Source organism: Escherichia sp. TW09308, assembly GCF_000208565.1.
GTDB classification, from domain to species: domain Bacteria; phylum Pseudomonadota; class Gammaproteobacteria; order Enterobacterales; family Enterobacteriaceae; genus Escherichia; species Escherichia marmotae.
Genome location: NZ_AEME01000001.1, coordinates 291,660 through 310,044, shown reverse-complemented (window position 1 = coordinate 310,044; position 18,385 = coordinate 291,660). Strand labels below are relative to the sequence as shown.

General features: G+C 49.3%; 9 protein-coding genes and 2 pseudogenes. All 11 read right to left on the bottom strand.

All coding sequences use genetic code 11. The annotated features are described in order from the left end of the window. Window positions 1-182: 182 nt before the first annotated feature. The 11 genes and pseudogenes from rpoC to ESM_RS0101555 all read right to left on the bottom strand — a co-directional run bounded on the left by rpoC (window position 183) and on the right by ESM_RS0101555 (window position 18,379). Window positions 183-4,406 carry a DNA-directed RNA polymerase subunit beta' gene (gene rpoC / locus ESM_RS0101605; protein ID WP_000653962.1) on the bottom strand — a complete coding sequence of 1,408 codons (4,224 nt, stop codon included), beginning with the start codon at window positions 4,404-4,406 and terminating at the stop codon, window positions 183-185. Between the two features lie 76 nt (window positions 4,407-4,482). After that, window positions 4,483-8,511 carry a DNA-directed RNA polymerase subunit beta gene (gene rpoB / locus ESM_RS0101600; RefSeq protein WP_001314338.1) on the bottom strand — a complete coding sequence of 1,343 codons (4,029 nt, stop codon included), beginning with the start codon at window positions 8,509-8,511 and terminating at the stop codon, window positions 4,483-4,485. 318 nt (window positions 8,512-8,829) lie between these two features. Then, window positions 8,830-9,196 (bottom strand): annotated as a pseudogene (gene rplL, locus ESM_RS01000000123730) (50S ribosomal protein L7/L12). A gap of 66 nt (window positions 9,197-9,262) precedes the next feature. Then, the gene (gene rplJ / locus ESM_RS0101590; protein ID WP_001207201.1) at window positions 9,263-9,760 is read right to left on the bottom strand and encodes a 50S ribosomal protein L10; all 498 of its coding nucleotides are present in this window, start codon (window positions 9,758-9,760) and stop codon (window positions 9,263-9,265) included. A gap of 292 nt (window positions 9,761-10,052) precedes the next feature. Further along, window positions 10,053-10,757 carry a 50S ribosomal protein L1 gene (gene rplA, locus ESM_RS0101585; protein ID WP_001096679.1) on the bottom strand — a complete coding sequence of 235 codons (705 nt, stop codon included), beginning with the start codon at window positions 10,755-10,757 and terminating at the stop codon, window positions 10,053-10,055. A gap of 3 nt (window positions 10,758-10,760) precedes the next feature. Next, window positions 10,761-11,189 (bottom strand): 50S ribosomal protein L11, encoded by a 429-nt coding sequence (gene rplK, locus ESM_RS0101580; RefSeq protein ID WP_001085926.1) that lies wholly within the window; start codon window positions 11,187-11,189, stop codon window positions 10,761-10,763. Between the two features lie 158 nt (window positions 11,190-11,347). Beyond that, window positions 11,348-11,893, bottom strand: coding sequence for a transcription termination/antitermination protein NusG (nusG, locus tag ESM_RS0101575; RefSeq protein WP_001287521.1), 546 nt, complete (start codon window positions 11,891-11,893; stop codon window positions 11,348-11,350). 1 nt (window position 11,894) lies between these two features. After that, window positions 11,895-12,278 (bottom strand): preprotein translocase subunit SecE, encoded by a 384-nt coding sequence (secE, locus tag ESM_RS0101570; protein WP_001275702.1) that lies wholly within the window; start codon window positions 12,276-12,278, stop codon window positions 11,895-11,897. 222 nt (window positions 12,279-12,500) lie between these two features. Next, window positions 12,501-12,797, bottom strand: a pseudogene (locus ESM_RS0101565) (pyridoxal-dependent decarboxylase); the annotation flags it as partial. A 360-nt stretch (window positions 12,798-13,157) separates the two neighbouring features. Beyond that, the gene (locus ESM_RS0101560) at window positions 13,158-15,944 is read right to left on the bottom strand and encodes a M16 family metallopeptidase (protein WP_001244962.1); all 2,787 of its coding nucleotides are present in this window, start codon (window positions 15,942-15,944) and stop codon (window positions 13,158-13,160) included. A gap of 56 nt (window positions 15,945-16,000) precedes the next feature. Continuing rightward, window positions 16,001-18,379: a TonB-dependent receptor plug domain-containing protein gene (locus ESM_RS0101555; protein ID WP_000832510.1), complete on the bottom strand. Its 2,379-nt coding sequence runs from the start codon at window positions 18,377-18,379 to the stop codon at window positions 16,001-16,003. Between the last annotated feature and the right edge of the window lie 6 nt (window positions 18,380-18,385).

Sequence of the window (18,385 nt, the reverse complement as noted above, 5' to 3'; positions counted from 1 at the left end):
TTGTTGAAAGTCTTCCGTTTTTTTATGGTAGTGCCGTCAGCAGGAATGTTGTCCAGGGCGAAAAGCTTCTTCCTCGTTTCGCCCTGCCTTTCTTAATATTTCTGGTTAACTATATGAATTCTGAACTAAACCCATAAAAAAACCCGCCGAAGCGGGTTTTTAAGTTATTTGTGGATTAACGATTACTCGTTGTCAGAACCACCCAGACCTGCGTTCAGCAGTTCTGCCAGGCTGGCAGATGCGTCTTCTGCAGTCACCTGCGGTGCAGCCGGAGCCTCACCTGCGGCACGGCGGCGCATACGATCCTGGTGATACGCATAACCCGTACCGGCTGGGATCAGACGACCAACGATAACGTTCTCTTTCAGACCGCGCAGTTCATCACGTTTACCTGCAACAGCGGCTTCGGTCAGGACACGTGTAGTTTCCTGGAACGATGCTGCAGAGATGAAGGACTCGGTTGCCAGAGACGCTTTGGTGATACCCAGCAGATCGCGGGAGTAAGTTGCCCCCACTTTGCCGTTCGCTTCCAGTTCGCGGTTTGCGATCTTGACGCGAGAGTATTCAACCTGTTCGCCTTCCAGGAAGTCGGAGCTACCTGCGTTAACGATGGTGGCTTTACGCAGCATCTGACGAACGATAACTTCGATGTGTTTATCGTTAATCTTAACGCCCTGCAGACGGTATACGTCCTGTACTTCGTTAACGATGTAACGAGTAACAGCATGAACACCACGCAGACGCAGAATGTCGTGCGGTGCTTCCGGACCGTCGGAAATAACGTCACCACGTTCTACACGTTCACCTTCGAACACGTTGAGCTGACGCCATTTCGGAATCATCTCTTCGTACGGTTCGCTGCCGTCTACCGGGGTGATAACCAGACGACGTTTGCCTTTGGTTTCTTTACCGAAGGAAACGACACCGCTGATTTCAGCCAGGATTGCCGGCTCTTTCGGACGACGAGCTTCAAACAGGTCTGCAACGCGCGGCAGACCACCGGTGATGTCTTTAGTACCGCCAGATTCCTGCGGAATACGCGCCAGAGTGTCACCAGAGCTGATCTGTACGCCATCTTCCAGTTGAACAATCGCTTTACCCGGCAGGAAGTACTGCGCAGGCATATCAGTACCTGGGATCAGAACGTCGTTACCCTGAGCATCAACGATTTTCAGTGCCGGACGCAGATCTTTACCACCTGCGGTACGCTCTGCAGAATCCAGAACAACCAGCGAAGACAGACCGGTCAATTCGTCGGTCTGACGAGTAATGGTCTGGCCGTCGATCATGTCAGTAAAGCGAACAAAACCGCTTACTTCAGTGATAACTGGCATGGTGTGCGGATCCCAGTTTGCAACGGTTTCGCCGCCAGCAACCTGTTCGCCATCGCCTTTCGCCAGTACCGCACCGTAAGGCACTTTGTAGCTTTCTTTGGTACGACCAAATTCGTCGATCAGTTTCAGTTCGGTGTTACGGGAAGTGATAACCAGTTTACCGCTGGAGTTCACAACCGACTTCACGTTGCTGAGTTTGATGCTACCTTTGTTTTTCACCTGGATGCTGGATTCAGCAGCCGCACGCGATGCCGCACCACCGATGTGGAACGTACGCATGGTCAACTGTGTACCCGGTTCACCGATGGACTGTGCCGCGATAACACCGATAGCTTCACCTTTATTGATGATGTGGCCACGCGCCAGGTCACGACCGTAGCAGTGCGCACATACACCAAAGTCGGTGTCACAAGATACAACAGAACGAACTTTAACCGCGTCGACAGAGTTCTCTTCCAGCAGGTCACACCACTGTTCGTGCAGCAGTGTGTTGCGCGGAACGAGGATGTCAGCAGTACCCGGCTTCAGAACGTCTTCAGCAGTTACACGACCCAGTACGCGATCGCGCAGCGGCTCTTTAACGTCGCCACCCTCGATAACTGGGGTCATCATGATACCTTCATGAGTACCACAATCATCTTCGGTAACCACCAGGTCCTGCGCGACGTCAACCAGACGACGAGTCAGGTAACCGGAGTTCGCGGTTTTCAGTGCGGTATCCGCCAGACCTTTACGAGCACCGTGGGTGGAGATGAAGTACTGGAGTACGTTCAGACCTTCACGGAAGTTCGCGGTGATTGGCGTTTCGATGATGGAGCCATCCGGCTTCGCCATCAGACCACGCATACCCGCAAGCTGACGAATCTGTGCCGCAGAACCACGCGCACCGGAGTCGGCCATCATGTAGATGCTGTTGAAGGAAACCTGCTTCTCTTCCTGACCGTCACGGTTAATAACGGTTTCAGTTTGCAGGTTATCCATCATCGCTTTGGATACACGATCGTTCGCCGCAGCCCAGATATCGATAACTTTGTTGTAGCGTTCGCCCGCAGTTACCAGACCAGACTGGAACTGCTCCTGAATTTCAGCAACTTCTGCTTCTGCCTCGGAGATGATTTCGTGTTTCTTCTCCGGGATGACCATGTCATCGATACCAACAGATGCACCGGAACGCGCTGCATATGCAAAGCCGGTGTACATGATCTGGTCCGCAAAAATAACGGTCGGTTTCAGACCGAGAATGCGGTAGCAGGTGTTCAGCATTTTGGAGATTGCTTTTTTACCCAGCGCCTGGTTGACGATGGAGTAAGGCAGACCTTTCGGTACAATCATCCACAGAATGGCACGGCCAACGGTCGTGTCTTTCAGGCTGGTTTTCGCGACTAATTCACCGTTAGCATCTTTTTCATACTCGGTGATACGCACTTTAACGCGCGCATGCAGAGAGGCCAGGCCAGCGCGATAAATACGCTCAGCTTCTTTCGGGCCAGTCAGCACCATGCCTTCGCCTTTGGCGTTAACACAGTCACGGGTCATGTAGTACAGACCCAGCACAACGTCCTGAGACGGAACGATGATTGGTTCGCCGTTCGCCGGAGACAGGATGTTGTTGGTAGACATCATCAGCGCACGCGCTTCGAGCTGGGCTTCCAGCGTCAGCGGTACGTGAACAGCCATCTGGTCACCATCGAAGTCGGCGTTATATGCCGCACAAACCAGCGGGTGTAGCTGGATAGCTTTACCTTCGATCAGTACCGGCTCAAATGCCTGGATACCCAGACGGTGCAGAGTCGGTGCACGGTTCAGCAGTACCGGGTGTTCGCGGATAACTTCGTCCAGGATATCCCAAACGACAGCTTCTTCACGTTCAACCATTTTCTTAGCAGCTTTGATGGTGGTAGCAAGACCACGCAGTTCCAGCTTGCCGTAGATGAACGGTTTGAACAGCTCCAGCGCCATTTTCTTCGGCAGACCGCACTGATGCAGACGCAGGTATGGACCTACGGTGATTACAGAACGACCGGAGTAGTCAACACGTTTACCGAGCAGGTTCTGACGGAAACGACCCTGTTTACCTTTGATCATGTCGGCCAAAGATTTCAGAGGACGCTTGTTAGAACCGGTGATCGCACGACCGCGACGACCGTTATCCAGCAGGGCATCAACCGCTTCCTGCAGCATACGTTTTTCGTTACGTACGATGATGTCCGGCGCTGCCAGATCCAGCAGACGTTTCAAACGGTTGTTACGGTTAATGACGCGACGATACAGATCGTTCAGGTCAGAAGTCGCGAAACGACCACCATCCAGCGGAACCAGCGGACGCAGATCTGGCGGCAGAACCGGCAGAACGGTCAGGATCATCCACTCTGGCTTGTTACCAGACTGAACGAATGCTTCCAGCAGTTTGATACGCTTGGTCAGTTTTTTACGCTTGGTTTCGGAGTTGGTTTCGTTCAGCTCTTCACGCAGAGTTTCACACTCTTGCTCCAGATCCATGCTCTTCAGCAGTGCCTGAATAGCTTCCGCACCCATCTTCGCGTCGAATTCATCACCGAACTCTTCCAGCGCATCCAGATACTGTTCTTCAGTCAGGATCTGTTGACGTTCCAGGTTGGTCATACCGCCTTCGATAACAACATAGGATTCGAAGTACAGTACGCGTTCGATATCACGCAGCGGCATATCGAGCAGCAGACCGATACGGGACGGCAGCGATTTCAGGAACCAAATGTGCGCAGTCGGAGAAGCCAGCTCGATGTGACCCATACGCTCACGGCGTACTTTAGTCTGGGTCACTTCAACGCCGCACTTCTCACAGATGACGCCGCGGTGTTTCAGGCGCTTGTACTTACCGCACAGGCACTCGTAATCTTTTACCGGCCCAAAGATACGGGCGCAGAAAAGGCCGTCACGTTCTGGTTTGAACGTACGGTAGTTGATGGTTTCCGGCTTTTTAACTTCACCGAAAGACCATGAACGGATCATGTCTGGCGAAGCCAGAGCAATTTTGATCGCATCAAACTCTTCGGTTTTAGTCTGCGCTTTCAGAAACTTTAATAAATCTTTCACGGATTTGCTCCCGTCGGAGTTAGCACAATCCGCTGCCGGGTTTTACCCCGACAGCAGTGACCTGTTTGAGCGAGAATTACTCGTCTTCCAGTTCGATGTTGATACCCAGCGAACGAATCTCTTTCAACAATACGTTGAAGGATTCTGGCATGCCCGGTTCCATCTGATGGTTGCCGTCCACGATGTTCTTATACATCTTGGTACGACCGTTCACGTCATCAGACTTAACGGTGAGCATTTCCTGCAGGGTGTATGCCGCGCCGTATGCTTCCAGCGCCCACACTTCCATCTCCCCGAAACGCTGACCACCGAACTGTGCCTTACCACCCAGCGGCTGCTGAGTAACCAGGCTGTAAGAACCGGTAGAACGCGCGTGCATCTTGTCGTCGACCAGGTGGTTCAGTTTCAGCATGTACATGTAACCTACGGTTACCGGGCGTTCGAACTGTTCACCAGTGCGGCCGTCGTACAGGGTGATCTGACCAGAAGTCGGCAGGTCGCCAAGTTTCAGAAGCTCTTTAATTTCCGCTTCTTTCGCACCGTCGAATACCGGCGTTGCGATCGGCATACCTTTGCGCAGGTTTTCAGCCAGGCGCATCACTTCTTCATCGCTGAAGGTACTCAGGTCAACTTTCTGACGAACGTCAGCGCCCAGATCGTAGGCACGCTGGATGAACTCGCGCAGTTTCGCGACTTCCTGCTGCTGTTTCAGCATGGCATTGATCTTGTCACCGATACCTTTAGCAGCCATACCCAGGTGGGTTTCCAGAATCTGACCGATGTTCATACGAGACGGTACGCCCAGCGGGTTCAGTACGATGTCTACCGGCGTACCGTTTTCATCGTAAGGCATATCTTCGATCGGGTTGATCTTAGAAATTACACCCTTGTTACCGTGACGACCTGCCATCTTGTCACCAGGCTGGATACGGCGTTTAACCGCCAGATATACCTTAACAATCTTCAGCACGCCCGGTGCCAGATCGTCACCCTGGGTGATTTTGCGGCGTTTCGCTTCGAGTTTCTTCTCGAACTCGTGTTTCAGTTCGTCATACTGCTCAGCCAGTTGTTCTAGCTGATTTTGTTTCTCTTCGTCGGTCAGGCCCAGTTCCAGCCAGCGATCGCGCGGCAGTTTGTCGAGCTTCTCAGCTTCAACACCACCGGCTACCAGCACAGCTCGGATACGGCTGAACAGACCCGCTTCGAGGATCTGCAGTTCTTCAGACAGGTCTTTCTTCGCCTGTTTGAGCTGCATTTCTTCGATTTCCAACGCACGTTTGTCTTTTTCTACGCCATCGCGAGTAAAGACCTGAACGTCGATAACCGTACCGGATACACCGTTTGGTACACGTAGAGAAGAGTCTTTAACGTCAGACGCTTTCTCACCGAAGATCGCACGCAACAGTTTCTCTTCTGGGGTCAGTTGGGTTTCACCTTTCGGCGTTACCTTACCAACCAGAATGTCGCCACCGGTCACTTCCGCACCAATGTAAACGATACCGGATTCATCCAGTTTGGAGAGCGCAGCTTCACCCACGTTCGGGATATCAGCGGTGATCTCTTCTGGCCCCAGCTTGGTGTCACGAGACACACACGCCAGCTCCTGGATGTGGATGGTGGTGAAACGGTCTTCCTGAACAACACGCTCGGATACGAGGATGGAGTCTTCGAAGTTGTAACCATTCCACGGCATGAACGCTACGCGCATGTTCTGACCGAGCGCCAGTTCACCGAGGTCGGTGGACGGGCCATCAGCCAGCACATCACCACGCTCAACCGGCTCACCCAGAGACACGCAAGGCATCTGGTTGATACAGGTGTTCTGGTTAGAACGGGTGTATTTGGTCAGGTTGTAGATGTCGATACCTGCTTCGCCCGGGTACATCTCGTCTTCGTTAACTTTGATAACGATACGGGAAGCATCCACGTACTGAACGACACCACCACGTTTAGCAACCGCAGTTACACCGGAGTCAACGGCAACAGCACGTTCCATACCAGTACCAACCAGCGGCTTATCAGCACGCAGAGTCGGAACGGCCTGACGTTGCATGTTCGCACCCATCAATGCACGGTTGGCGTCATCGTGTTCAAGGAACGGGATCAGGGACGCACCGACGGATACCACCTGCTGGGTGGATACGTCCATGTAGTCAACCTGGTCGCGGCTGAACAAGCTGGATTCGCCTTTGCTACGGCAGGTTACCAGATCTTCTACGAAGTGGCCTTCTTCATCCAGGTTGGAGTTCGCCTGGGCGATAACGTAGTTGCCTTCTTCGATAGCAGACAGGTAGTGAATTTCGTCAGTTACAACACCGTCGGTTACTTTACGATACGGAGTCTCAAGGAAGCCGTATTCGTTAGTCTGTGCGTACACGGACAGGGAGTTGATCAGACCGATGTTCGGACCTTCAGGGGTTTCGATTGGACATACGCGACCGTAGTGAGTCGGGTGTACGTCTCGAACCTCGAAGCCTGCGCGTTCACGGGTCAGACCGCCTGGGCCGAGTGCGGAGATACGACGTTTGTGCGTAATCTCAGACAGTGGGTTGTTCTGGTCCATAAACTGAGACAACTGACTGGAACCAAAGAACTCTTTCACTGCTGCAGAAATCGGCTTGGCGTTGATCATGTCCTGAGGCATCAGGGTATCCAGATCGCCCAGAGACAGACGCTCTTTCACCGCACGCTCTACACGTACCAGGCCAACGCGGAACTGGTTTTCCGCCATTTCGCCAACAGAACGGATACGACGGTTGCCGAGGTGGTCGATATCATCGACTTCGCCTTTACCGTTACGGATATCAATGAGCTTTTTCATAACATCAATGATGTCGTCTTTGCTCAGGATACCAGAACCTTCAATTTCTTCACGCAGCAGAGAACGGTTGAACTTCATACGACCAACCGCAGACAGGTCATAGCGGTCTTCGGAGAAGAACAGGTTCTCAAACAGGCTTTCAGCGGCTTCACGAGTCGGCGGCTCGCCAGGACGCATCATACGGTAGATTTCTACCAGTGCGCTCAGACGGTCATTAGTTGGGTCGACACGTAAGGTTTCAGAGATATACGGGCCGTGATCCAGATCGTTGGTGAACAGCGTTTCGATACGCTTGTGACCAGACTGGCTCAGCTTAGCCAGCAGATCCAGGCTCAGCTCCATGTTCGCTGCGCAGATCAGCTCGCCGGTAGACTCATCAATATAGTCTTTAGCAACTACTTTACCTGCGATGTACTCAACCGGGACTTCGATCAGTTTTACGTCGTCTTTTTCCAGTTGGCGAATGTGGCGCGCAGTAATACGGCGGCCTTTTTCTACGTACACTTTACCGTTAGCTTCGATGTCAAAAGATGCGGTTTCACCACGCAGGCGTTCCGGCACCAGTTCCATCTGCAGCTTGTTATCACGGATTTCGAAAATAACTTTTTCGAAGAACAGGTCGAGGATCTGTTCAGTGGTGTAGTTCAGGGCACGCAGAATGATGGTCGCAGGCAGTTTACGGCGACGGTCGATACGTACGAACAGGTTGTCCTTCGGATCGAATTCGAAGTCCAGCCAGGAACCACGGTAAGGAATAATACGCGCGTTATACAGTACTTTACCCGAAGAGTGGGTTTTACCTTTGTCGGAGTCGAAGAAGACGCCCGGACTACGGTGCAACTGGGAAACGATAACACGCTCAGTACCATTGATAACAAAAGTACCGTTGTCAGTCATGAGCGGAATTTCGCCCATGTAGACTTCTTGTTCTTTAATGTCTTTTACGGTGCCTTCCGGCGCTTCGCGCTCATAGATCACCAGACGCAGTTTAACGCGCAGCGGTGCGGAATAGGTCACGCCACGGATTTGACATTCCTGGACGTCAAACACCGGTTCGCCAAGGCGGTAGCTGACGTATTGCAGCTCGGAATTACCGCTGTAGCTCTGAATCGGGAACACGGAACGGAAAGCAGCTTCCAGACCATACTGCCCTTCAGGATCTTGCTCGATAAATTTCTGAAACGAGTCAAGCTGGATAGAAAGGAGATAAGGCACATCCAGAACTTGTGGACGTTTACCAAAATCCTTACGAATACGTTTTTTCTCGGTATAGGAGTAAACCATAGGGTTCCTCAGCTCGCTGACAAGTCGACCCATCTGTCCATTGAGCGGACAGTTTGTGCAACACTATTTTGTTGACCGGAAAATGGATACTTTCCGCAATGCCTGTTGCTATCACGCTTAAACCATTTCATTGCGATTTACACAGAGCGGACGCTCTGTCGCAGTATATTAAGTCGTCGATAGAAACAAGCATTGAAAGGCACAGCAGTAGTCAAACAGTGTGAAACGCTACTGGCGCCTTACAGCGCAAAAAGGCTGGTGACTAAAAAGTCACCAGCCATCAGCCTGATTCCTCAGGCTGCAACCGGAAGGGTTGGCTTATTTAACTTCAACTTCAGCGCCAGCTTCTTTCCAGAGCTTTTTTCAGTGCTTCAGCGTCATCTTTGCTCACGCCTTCTTTCAGAGCAGCCGGAGCAGATTCTACCAGGTCTTTAGCTTCTTTCAGACCCAGGCCAGTTGCGCCACGTACTGCTTTGATAACAGCAACTTTGTTAGCGCCAGCAGCTTTCAGAATTACGTCGAATTCAGTTTTTTCTTCAGCAGCTTCAACCGGGCCAGCAGCTACAGCTACAGCAGCAGCAGCGGAAACACCGAATTTTTCTTCCATTGCAGAGATCAGTTCTACAACGTCCATTACAGACATAGCTGCAACTGCTTCAATGATTTGATCTTTAGTGATAGACATTTAAATTGTTCCTGAATATCAGAATAAGTTTATACGTAAGCGAATGCGTTAAACAGATAACTGCGATTAAGCAGCTTCTTTCGCATCGCGTACAGCAGCCAGAGTACGAACCAGTTTGCCAGCCGAAGCTTCTTTCATGGTTGCCATCAGGCGTGCAATTGCTTCTTCGTAGGTCGGCAGAGTTGCCAGGCGGTCGATCTGAGACGCCGGGATCAGCTCACCTTCAAAGGCAGCGGCTTTGACCTCAAATTTTGCATTCGCTTTCGCGAACTCTTTGAACAGACGAGCAGCAGCGCCCGGGTGTTCCATAGAGTATGCAATAAGGGTCGGACCAACAAACGCATCTTTCAGGCACTCGAACGGAGTACCTTCAACAGCACGACGCAGCAGGGTGTTACGAACAACACGCATGTATACGCCAGCTTCGCGACCTGCTTTACGCAGTTCAGTCATTTTATCTACAGTTACGCCACGGGAATCCGCAACTACTGCAGACAGCGCGCCTTTGGCTACTTCGCTGACTTCAGCAACAATCGCTTGTTTGTCTTGAAGATTTAAAGCCATTAGCTTTGCTCCTGGATGTTTGCCAGAGAAAATCTCTGGAACTCACTTCACTCCTCCAAACGGAGAGAGCGTCTTAATTACGGTGAGCAGAAACAAGCCAGAATATAAAAGAATAATCTTAGCGTTCTGTCACCGTCTACGCAGGGTATTAAGTCTCTTACGAAACACCTGCGGTCTTCGACGGAGGCCTGGATTAGGCCAGGCTCCAACGAACAAATCTTTTTAGCCGCTAACTTTCGTTAACGTACGTGGGGGTAAGATTGTAGACAAAATCACCGCCCACGTAAAGGCATTAGTTTGCAGAAGCGCTCAGGCCAGCCTGGTCAACTGCAACACCTGCACCCATGGTGGTGGAGATGCTAACTTTCTTGATGTACACGCCTTTCGCCTGAGTAGGTTTTGCTTTTTTCAGCGCAACCAGCAGAGCTTCCAGGTTTTCTTTCAGTTTGTCAGCGTCAAAGTCCACTTTACCGATGGTGGTGTGGATGATGCCGTTTTTGTCGTTACGGTAACGGATCTGGCCAGCTTTAGCGTTTTTAACCGCTTCAGCTACGTTCGGCGTTACAGTACCCACTTTCGGGTTTGGCATCAGGCCGCGCGGACCCAGAACCTGGCCCAGTTGGCCAACAACGCGCATTGCATCCGGAGAAGCAATAACAACGTCAAAGTTCATTTCGCCTTTCTTGATCTGATCAGCCAGATCTTCCATACCTACCAGCTCAGCGCCTGCAGCTTTAGCAGCTTCAGCATTTGCGCCCTGGGTAAATACGGCTACGCGAACGGAACGGCCAGTACCGTGCGGCAGTACAGTTGCGCCACGTACGTTCTGGTCAGATTTACGAGCGTCGATGCCGAGGTTAACAGCAACGTCCACGCTTTCTACGAATTTAGCAGTCGCCAGCTCTTTCAGCAGAGCGATAGCTTCGTTGATGTCGTACTGTTTGGTCGCATCAACTTTCTCGCGGATAACACGCATGCGCTTGGTCAGTTTAGCCATTTCTTAGTCCTCCACTACCAGGCCCATGGAACGTGCAGTACCTTCGATGGAGCGAGTCATCGCTTCAATGTCGGCACCGGTCATGTCGGCAGCTTTGGTCTGCGCGATTTCCTGCAACTGAGCGCGGGAAATTTTACCCACTTTGTCTTTGTTCGGCTTACCGGAACCAGACTTGATACCAGCCGCTTTTTTCAGCAGAACTGCTGCCGGCGGAGTCTTGGTAACGAAAGTGAAAGAACGGTCAGCGTAAACGGTGATAACTACCGGAATCGGCAGACCTTTTTCGATGGAATCAGTTTTTGCGTTGAACGCTTTGCAGAATTCCATGATGTTTACGCCCTGCTGACCCAGAGCCGGACCTACTGGCGGACTCGGGTTAGCCATACCAGCCGCAACCTGCAGCTTGACATAGGCTTGTACTTTCTTAGCCATTATAAATTCCTCAAGTTGGGTAATAGCGCCTCAGAGAGGCTCCCCGTGATATAAAAAATCGTTTTACGGGCAAGGCCCATAAAAACAAAAGGCGCGAAATTGTATTCCAATCTCGCGCCTTGTGCAACGATTTAATCGCCGCTTTTTTGATCGCTGTGTTAGGCTTTTTCAACCTGGCTGAAGTCCAGTTCTACCGGGGTCGCACGACCAAAGATAGAAACAGAGACTTTCAGACGAGACTTCTCGTAATCAACCTCTTCAACGACACCGTTGAAGTCAGCGAACGGACCATCATTAACACGAACCATTTCACCTGGTTCAAACAGCGTTTTCGGACGCGGCTTATCACCAACCTGCTGCAGGCGGTTCATAATCGCATCGACTTCTTTATCGCTGATTGGCGCCGGACGATCGGAAGTACCGCCGATGAAGCCCATCACACGCGGTACGCTGCGCACCAGGTGCCAGCTCGCATCGTTCATCACCATCTGAACGAGGACGTAGCCAGGGAAGAATTTGCGTTCGCTTTTGCGACGCTGACCGCCACGGATCTCAACGACTTCTTCAGTCGGGACCATGACTTCGCCAAACAACTCTTCCATGTTGTGTAATTTGATATGCTCACGCAGCGATGTTGCTACGCGGCCTTCAAAACCGGAAAACGCCTGAACGACGTACCAGCGCTTTTTAGGAGCTTCAGACATCTCAGAACCTCAGGCCAGTGATAAAGGATACCAGGCGAACCAGAATACCATCCAGTCCCCACAGGATCAGTGACATTACTGCGGTAACCGCAGCCACAATCAGCGTGGTGTGCAATGTTTCCTGGCGAGTCGGCCAAATGACCTTACGGACTTCGGTACGCGCTTCACGGGCAAAAGCAACGGTTGCTTTACCTTTTGTCGTTAACAGCGCGACACCACCCGCTGCAGCAATCAGAATTACTACGGCCAGCGCACGCAGCGGCAGCATAATGTCGCGATAAAGGTAATTGCCGACAATTGCCACCAGGAGCAATGCCACCACAACGACCCACTTCATCGCTTCCAGGCCGCGCCCGCTTCCTTGAGCTTCGGTATTCGCACTCATAAACCAACCTGTCAGAAGTATTCTACAAACATTTTCACCCCGCGATCGCGAGGCAAACCAAATCGAAACGCGTATTCGCTTTTCGGATTATACGCCCTCAACAGAGCCTGTCTCAGCAATGATTATGACAAAGAAAATCACTGATGAGCCAGGTTCTGGTACGAAAGCGTGCAAAAAGGGCATCAAATGATGCCCTTTTATTGCGCATTGCGTCAAATGTTATCGGCGATCAATTGCTGCGGACTGCGGATATTCTTCTTTATCGATCCAGTTTTTATTGATCGACAGATCCATCAGCTTATGAACATTTTCATCGTCCCAGGTCTGACAAAATGTGGCGAGGTTTTGTCGGGCATTGCCATCCAGGTATAATTCATCATTGATAATCTGGAAGGCGATATCATCGCGCATTTCATGCAGCGGAAAACGTTTCGATTCCGCGATAGTGGAAATAGATTTCGCGCCAAAACGTGAATCGAGTAGTTCAGACCTTAAATCCGTTACTTGCTTCTTATCCATTTCAAACTCCTTAAAATGATTGGAACGCATTAAAAAAAGTAGGATTTATTGATAAAGTAAGCAAGCGTAAAGGCCTCGGTTTCAAATAACAAAATCCTAATTTTATTTTGTTGTTTGAAAATGGATTTTTTATTTTGACAAGTAAAAACAATAAGATAGGAAGATAATCAATGATAACATCACTCTTTTTATTGTTATTTTAGTCCGTTCTATTACCCTCCGAAATTATCACATAAAAATTGGCCTTTAAAATATCATTATTAGTTCGCGGTTAATTTTTTGAAAAACTTTCAAAGGTTGTCAAACAAACACGTTAATTATACAGAATACCCCGCCAACAAAGTTGGCGGGGGTAAGTTATTATTTTGGCAGCAATACTCCAGTGTAGGTATTCGCGGGTTTACTCAGATATTCTTTAACTGTAGCATTAACATTTTCCACAGTCATATTCTTTAACACTTTCTCCTGCGTCATCCACACAGCAGGATCATCATATTGAATAATACTATTCACAATAGTGTTCGCTAATTGCTGAACGCTATTTTGCTGAATATCGAGGCTGCGTTGAATATTTTGCTGATATTCGTCCAGCTCTTGCTGACTGATCCCTTTAGTCAGACGTTTAGTCATTACCTTATTCGCCAATGTTAACAGTTCGCTATGACGTTCAGGTTGACAGGTGAAAGCCAGCAAATAGCTGATATCTTTGGCCTTAGGATCAACCGAGAGACGAGAAGAAACGCTGTATGCTCCGGATGCCTGTTCACGAATATTTATCCGCAGATCTTTTGCCAATGCGACGTTGAATGCATCCAGTGCCATGCGTGTCGCCAGGTTAATAGGTGTCCGGGGATCATACCGCGTCCACTGTGAAACTTGTGCTACAGGTTCATTTTGTTCTTTTACAGTAACAGCCGCGTTATCCGTCGCGCGGGTTAATGGTTTACCTGCTGCCAATGCTGAATCAGAACGTTTGATTGATCCTAAGTAACGCGTAATTAACGGCAGGAGTTTGTTTTCTGCCACATTACCGACAATCACAAAAGTGATATCTGCTGGGGAAGAAAACAACTGACGATCGGCAGCCAATGCGTCTGCGGCAGAAAACTGTGCAATCTGTTTTTCTTGCAGTAATTTCGTGCGCTCATCGGCATAGCGTGTTTCGTACATCTGCTGAGCGAATTTCTCTGCCGGGCGTTGATCGAGCGTTCTCAACGCTTGAATTTGAGCATTTTGTAACGATGACCAAATGTTGTCGTTAATTGTGCTGCGGGTGATCCGCTGGTTAATTAACTGAAAACCGGGTTCAGGATTATTAGCCCGTGCGCTAACAGACAGTAGTGTATTCAAGCCACTGACTTTACTGCTCATGGTCACTGAGTTTTCTGCGCTCCAGCGTTTCAGGCTGGAAGAGGAGAGATCGCCAACTCCGCTACCGCTAACGGCTTTATTTGCCAGCGCAATAAGTGATTTTTGTCCCGCAGGGAAACTCAAATCGCCTTTATCAGAGACGGCAATAATTTGCAGCTTTTCTTCTTCGCCCGTAGATTTTGCCAGAATGACGTTTGCGCCATTAGAAAGGGTCAGTGACGTCAGATTTTCAGCCAGTCTTTTTTGGCTGGTTATTTTTGCTTGCGGATCAGCGTTTACCGTTAAAGATAAATTTCTGCCAGGGAAGACATAAGCCGCCAGTTTCTTGTTGGCATATTCATTTTCCAGCGCCGTAATGGCTGAAGGAGATAATGCTTTTTGGGCTGCAGTATCATTGTTGACCATTTGTTCCCAAAATGTGTCCTGGTTCTTTCTTAATTGCTGCCATTTTTTCGCCAGGCTTTGCACGGTAATTTGTGGCCACAGGCGTTTAGAAAGCTGGTATGTCTCTTCCGGTGAAAGGAATGGCGTATTATTTAACGAGCTGGATGCCAGGCGGCTGGTCAGCATCCGCAGATCGCGTTCAGCCTGTTGCTCAGCCGCATTTTTCAGCCAGGTCAGACGGGTGGCTTTTACATCATCAAGCTCTGCAACGGAAAAACCATGTTGGTCGATAGTTGCCAGTTCTGCCATTAATGCATTCGCAGCATCCTGCATATTATCGTCCCGCGCATTTACACGGAAAAACAGCGACTGATAATCAGGCGCAATTTTAATACTGCGCGCGGTGCCACCGGAAATAGTCTTCAACTCACCGGACTGGATCCGTTCCAGTAATCGCTGATTAAACAACTGAACCAACATGCTCCATTCTGCCTGTTCGACAAAGCTTTGTTCATCGGTCACCTGAACCATTGGCATGCGATAATAGAGTGCGATACCGTTCACCCGATTTTCTTTATCATTAATGATATTAAAGCGCCGGCGGTTTTCTGCTTCCGTTGGCCATACGCGATTTTCAGCCGCTTTGTTTGCCGGAAGTTTACCTAAATTTTCCTTTATCAACGCCAGCGCTTCTTTACTGTCGATATCACCAACGACGATAAAGGTCATATTATTCGGCTGATACCAGCGTTGATAAAATTGGCGCAGTTGTTCCGGCGCGACCGTTGCGACAATATCCATCAAACCGATCGGTTCACGGTCTAAATTGCGTGTATTTGCCAACAGGAAAGGGCGACGCGCCTGAGATGTGCGCCATTTAACATCCTGATGCGCGCGCCATTCCTCGGTAATTACGCCACGTTCAGCGTCTACTTCGTGTTTTTCAAAGGTGGCGGCATTGCTCCATTCACTGAAGATTGCCATCACTTTTTGCAAATTTTGTTTCTGCGTTGTTGGCAAACTTACCTGATACACCGTTTCGTCATAGCTGGTATAGGCATTAACATCGCGGCCAAAACGCAGCCCCATCGATTCAAAAGTTTCGATGACTTTATTACCAGGCCAGCTTTTTGTACCGTTAAACATCATATGCTCAACAAAATGCGCCACGCCGCGCTCGTTGTCCTCTTCCTGCAATGAACCGGTATGAATTTGCAGCCACAAATTCACTTGATCCTTAGGGTGTGAATGTGGATAGATCATATATCGCAAGCCATTTTCCAGTTGCCCGGTAATTAACTTGTCATCCTGTGGTAATGCCGCGGCAATAAGTCGTCCAGGAAGCAACAACAGTGTTGCCACTAAAGTCAGTAAGAAACAGAGGTTTCTCATAATCATCTCCATGCGAAAACCAGGTGAATTTACCCGGTAAAGTAAAATCCGAAGTTTTAAAATTTCATGCTGACATCAAGCCAGAAAGTACGACCGCTGGCGTAAGTCGCCACACCGGCGGTTGTTGTATCAACAGCGGTTTTGCTATCCAGCACATTCAGAATGTCGGCGCTAATCGTCAGGTTTTGCTGCTTAAGAAATTGGGGTGTCCAGGATAAACGGGTATCCCAGGTCAGGCTGTTATCCAGTTTCTCGTCAACGTACTGCTTGTAATCTGAATATTCGCTGATGTATTGCGCGTTCGTCTTACTCAGAATGATGCGAGCTTTGCGTGCTTCTTGCCAGGCCAGTGTATTCGCCCACACCAGTCCGCTTGGTTGATGAGTGAAATCCATATTTAAGGAAATCTTTAACGGGTTATTAAAATCCGCCACCGGGACGCTGTCATAAGAGACAAGTTTACCGTTGTAAACTACCTTGTTATCATCGGTATTGCTCTCTTCATAACCATTATTCAATGACAAATTGCCTTTGCTCTTGATATAGCTGAAGACAATTTGCGGATTAATAGCCACCTGGCTGACATGCAGAGGTTCTGTCAGTTCAAAACTCACGTTGAACGAATGGGTTTTAGTTTTACCGTCATTGTTATACTCAGTAATCGTTGTTTTCGTTGTGCTGTCGGTACGACTACTTTTACTGATTTGATCATGCGCCTCACGGTAAACATAGTTTGCCCGCGCAATAACGTTATTACCGATCTTTTGCTGCAAACCTATTGCCAGTTCGTCATTATAGGGTGTTTTCAAATCCTGATAACGGGTGAGAGTTTTATTGCCTGAAATTGATTCTGTCCAACTATTACGGATGTCTCGTAACTCCATATCGAGAATATTTCCGCCATAATAGCGGTTATATCCGGCGGTAATTATTGAGGTTTGATCAGCGAAAATATCCCATTCCGTCATAAAGCGGGGAGAGATATTGTGGTTTGACAGGTAGTTGTCATAGTCATAACGCACGCCAGGCATCAGCGACACATTGCGCCAGCTAATACGGTCCGCGATGTACAGCGTGTAGTTGTCAATTCCAAGGCTACCTTTACCTTTATGGTAAATGGTATGGTTAGTTTTCTTTCCTGCGGCATTAATTACATAAGATTCAGACTGATTATGGCGTTCAGTCCATGCATCGGAATAGATGTATTCCGCACCGAAGTAAGGCTGATGCGAGAAATTGCCCACTTCAACTTTTTGCCAGTCAAGTCGTGTTTTGAAGGTGTAATTATCAACAGCCTGCGAAATATGCCCCAGCCCGCCACGGGTGCAACGTCCTGTAATATCACCATATGTGCATGAGAGTTCGGTGTACCAAATGTCATGGTCGTGACGGGTATAGTCACTGATATGATCCCAGCCGACAGTGGTATGCAGTTTGGCCCATACGAGTTGTGTGTCCATATCCCATGCCAGGCCATAAGATTTGTTGCCCATTTCGCGGTCAGACTCGGGGAAGGTGCTGGTATTATAATCCCGGCGAGAACCGGTATATTTAAAGGTTAAATCGTGGGTAAAACGCTCACTGGCAAACCAGGTAAATTTACTTAATGCTGTATCGATAACGTTTTTATACTGCGCCCGACCTGCAACAATACCGTCATTCGAAACATAATCTGCGCGGATAATGTCAGACTGGCGGCGAGAGAAACCAGCAGTCACGCCAAAGTTATCAGTGAGTTCTTGATTAAATGACAAGGTGTAAAAGTTCTTTTTAAAGTCGGGAGAATAATAAATACTTCCTGAAGCCCCCTGGTTAAATGCATTCTTGTTATTCTCATCGATATGAGACGTTAACCAGTCCGAACGCGTTGTGCGATAACTCAGCTTTACGCTGTCATCATCAGCATTAAAGCGTTTGATCTTTGCATCTATCACCCCACCATTAAAGTGACCAAATTCAACCGGAACAAAACTGTCATAAAGCGTGACATTGTCCAGTAAGCTGACATCAAGATAATAACCCTGTGACATCCCGCTAATATTGGTTGCACTGCTGGCATCCGATTCATTCGCCGGGTTCAGGTTATTGGTGGCGCTAATACCATCAATCAAATAGGCATTCTGGTAGGGCGATGCACCGTGAATGGATATTTTCTCCGGGCGGATCTCCCCCTGATTCAACGAGGTGCTTTGCGTTGAATCCATACGCACCGCTGGGTTTGTTTTTAATAAATCGCTGATATTGCCATTACCTGCCGGTAAACGCTCGATGCTTTCACTGGTGTAATGCGTGTTACCGTTTACGGGCACAGGGACAGGGGCATAGACTGTCATCTCTTCAAAAACAGGCATATACTTGTCTTTGTCGTCGACGGCCTGCGCCATATCAGCGCCAGCGCCACATAAAATGACGCCAGAAATAAGAACTCGCTTCATTTATTT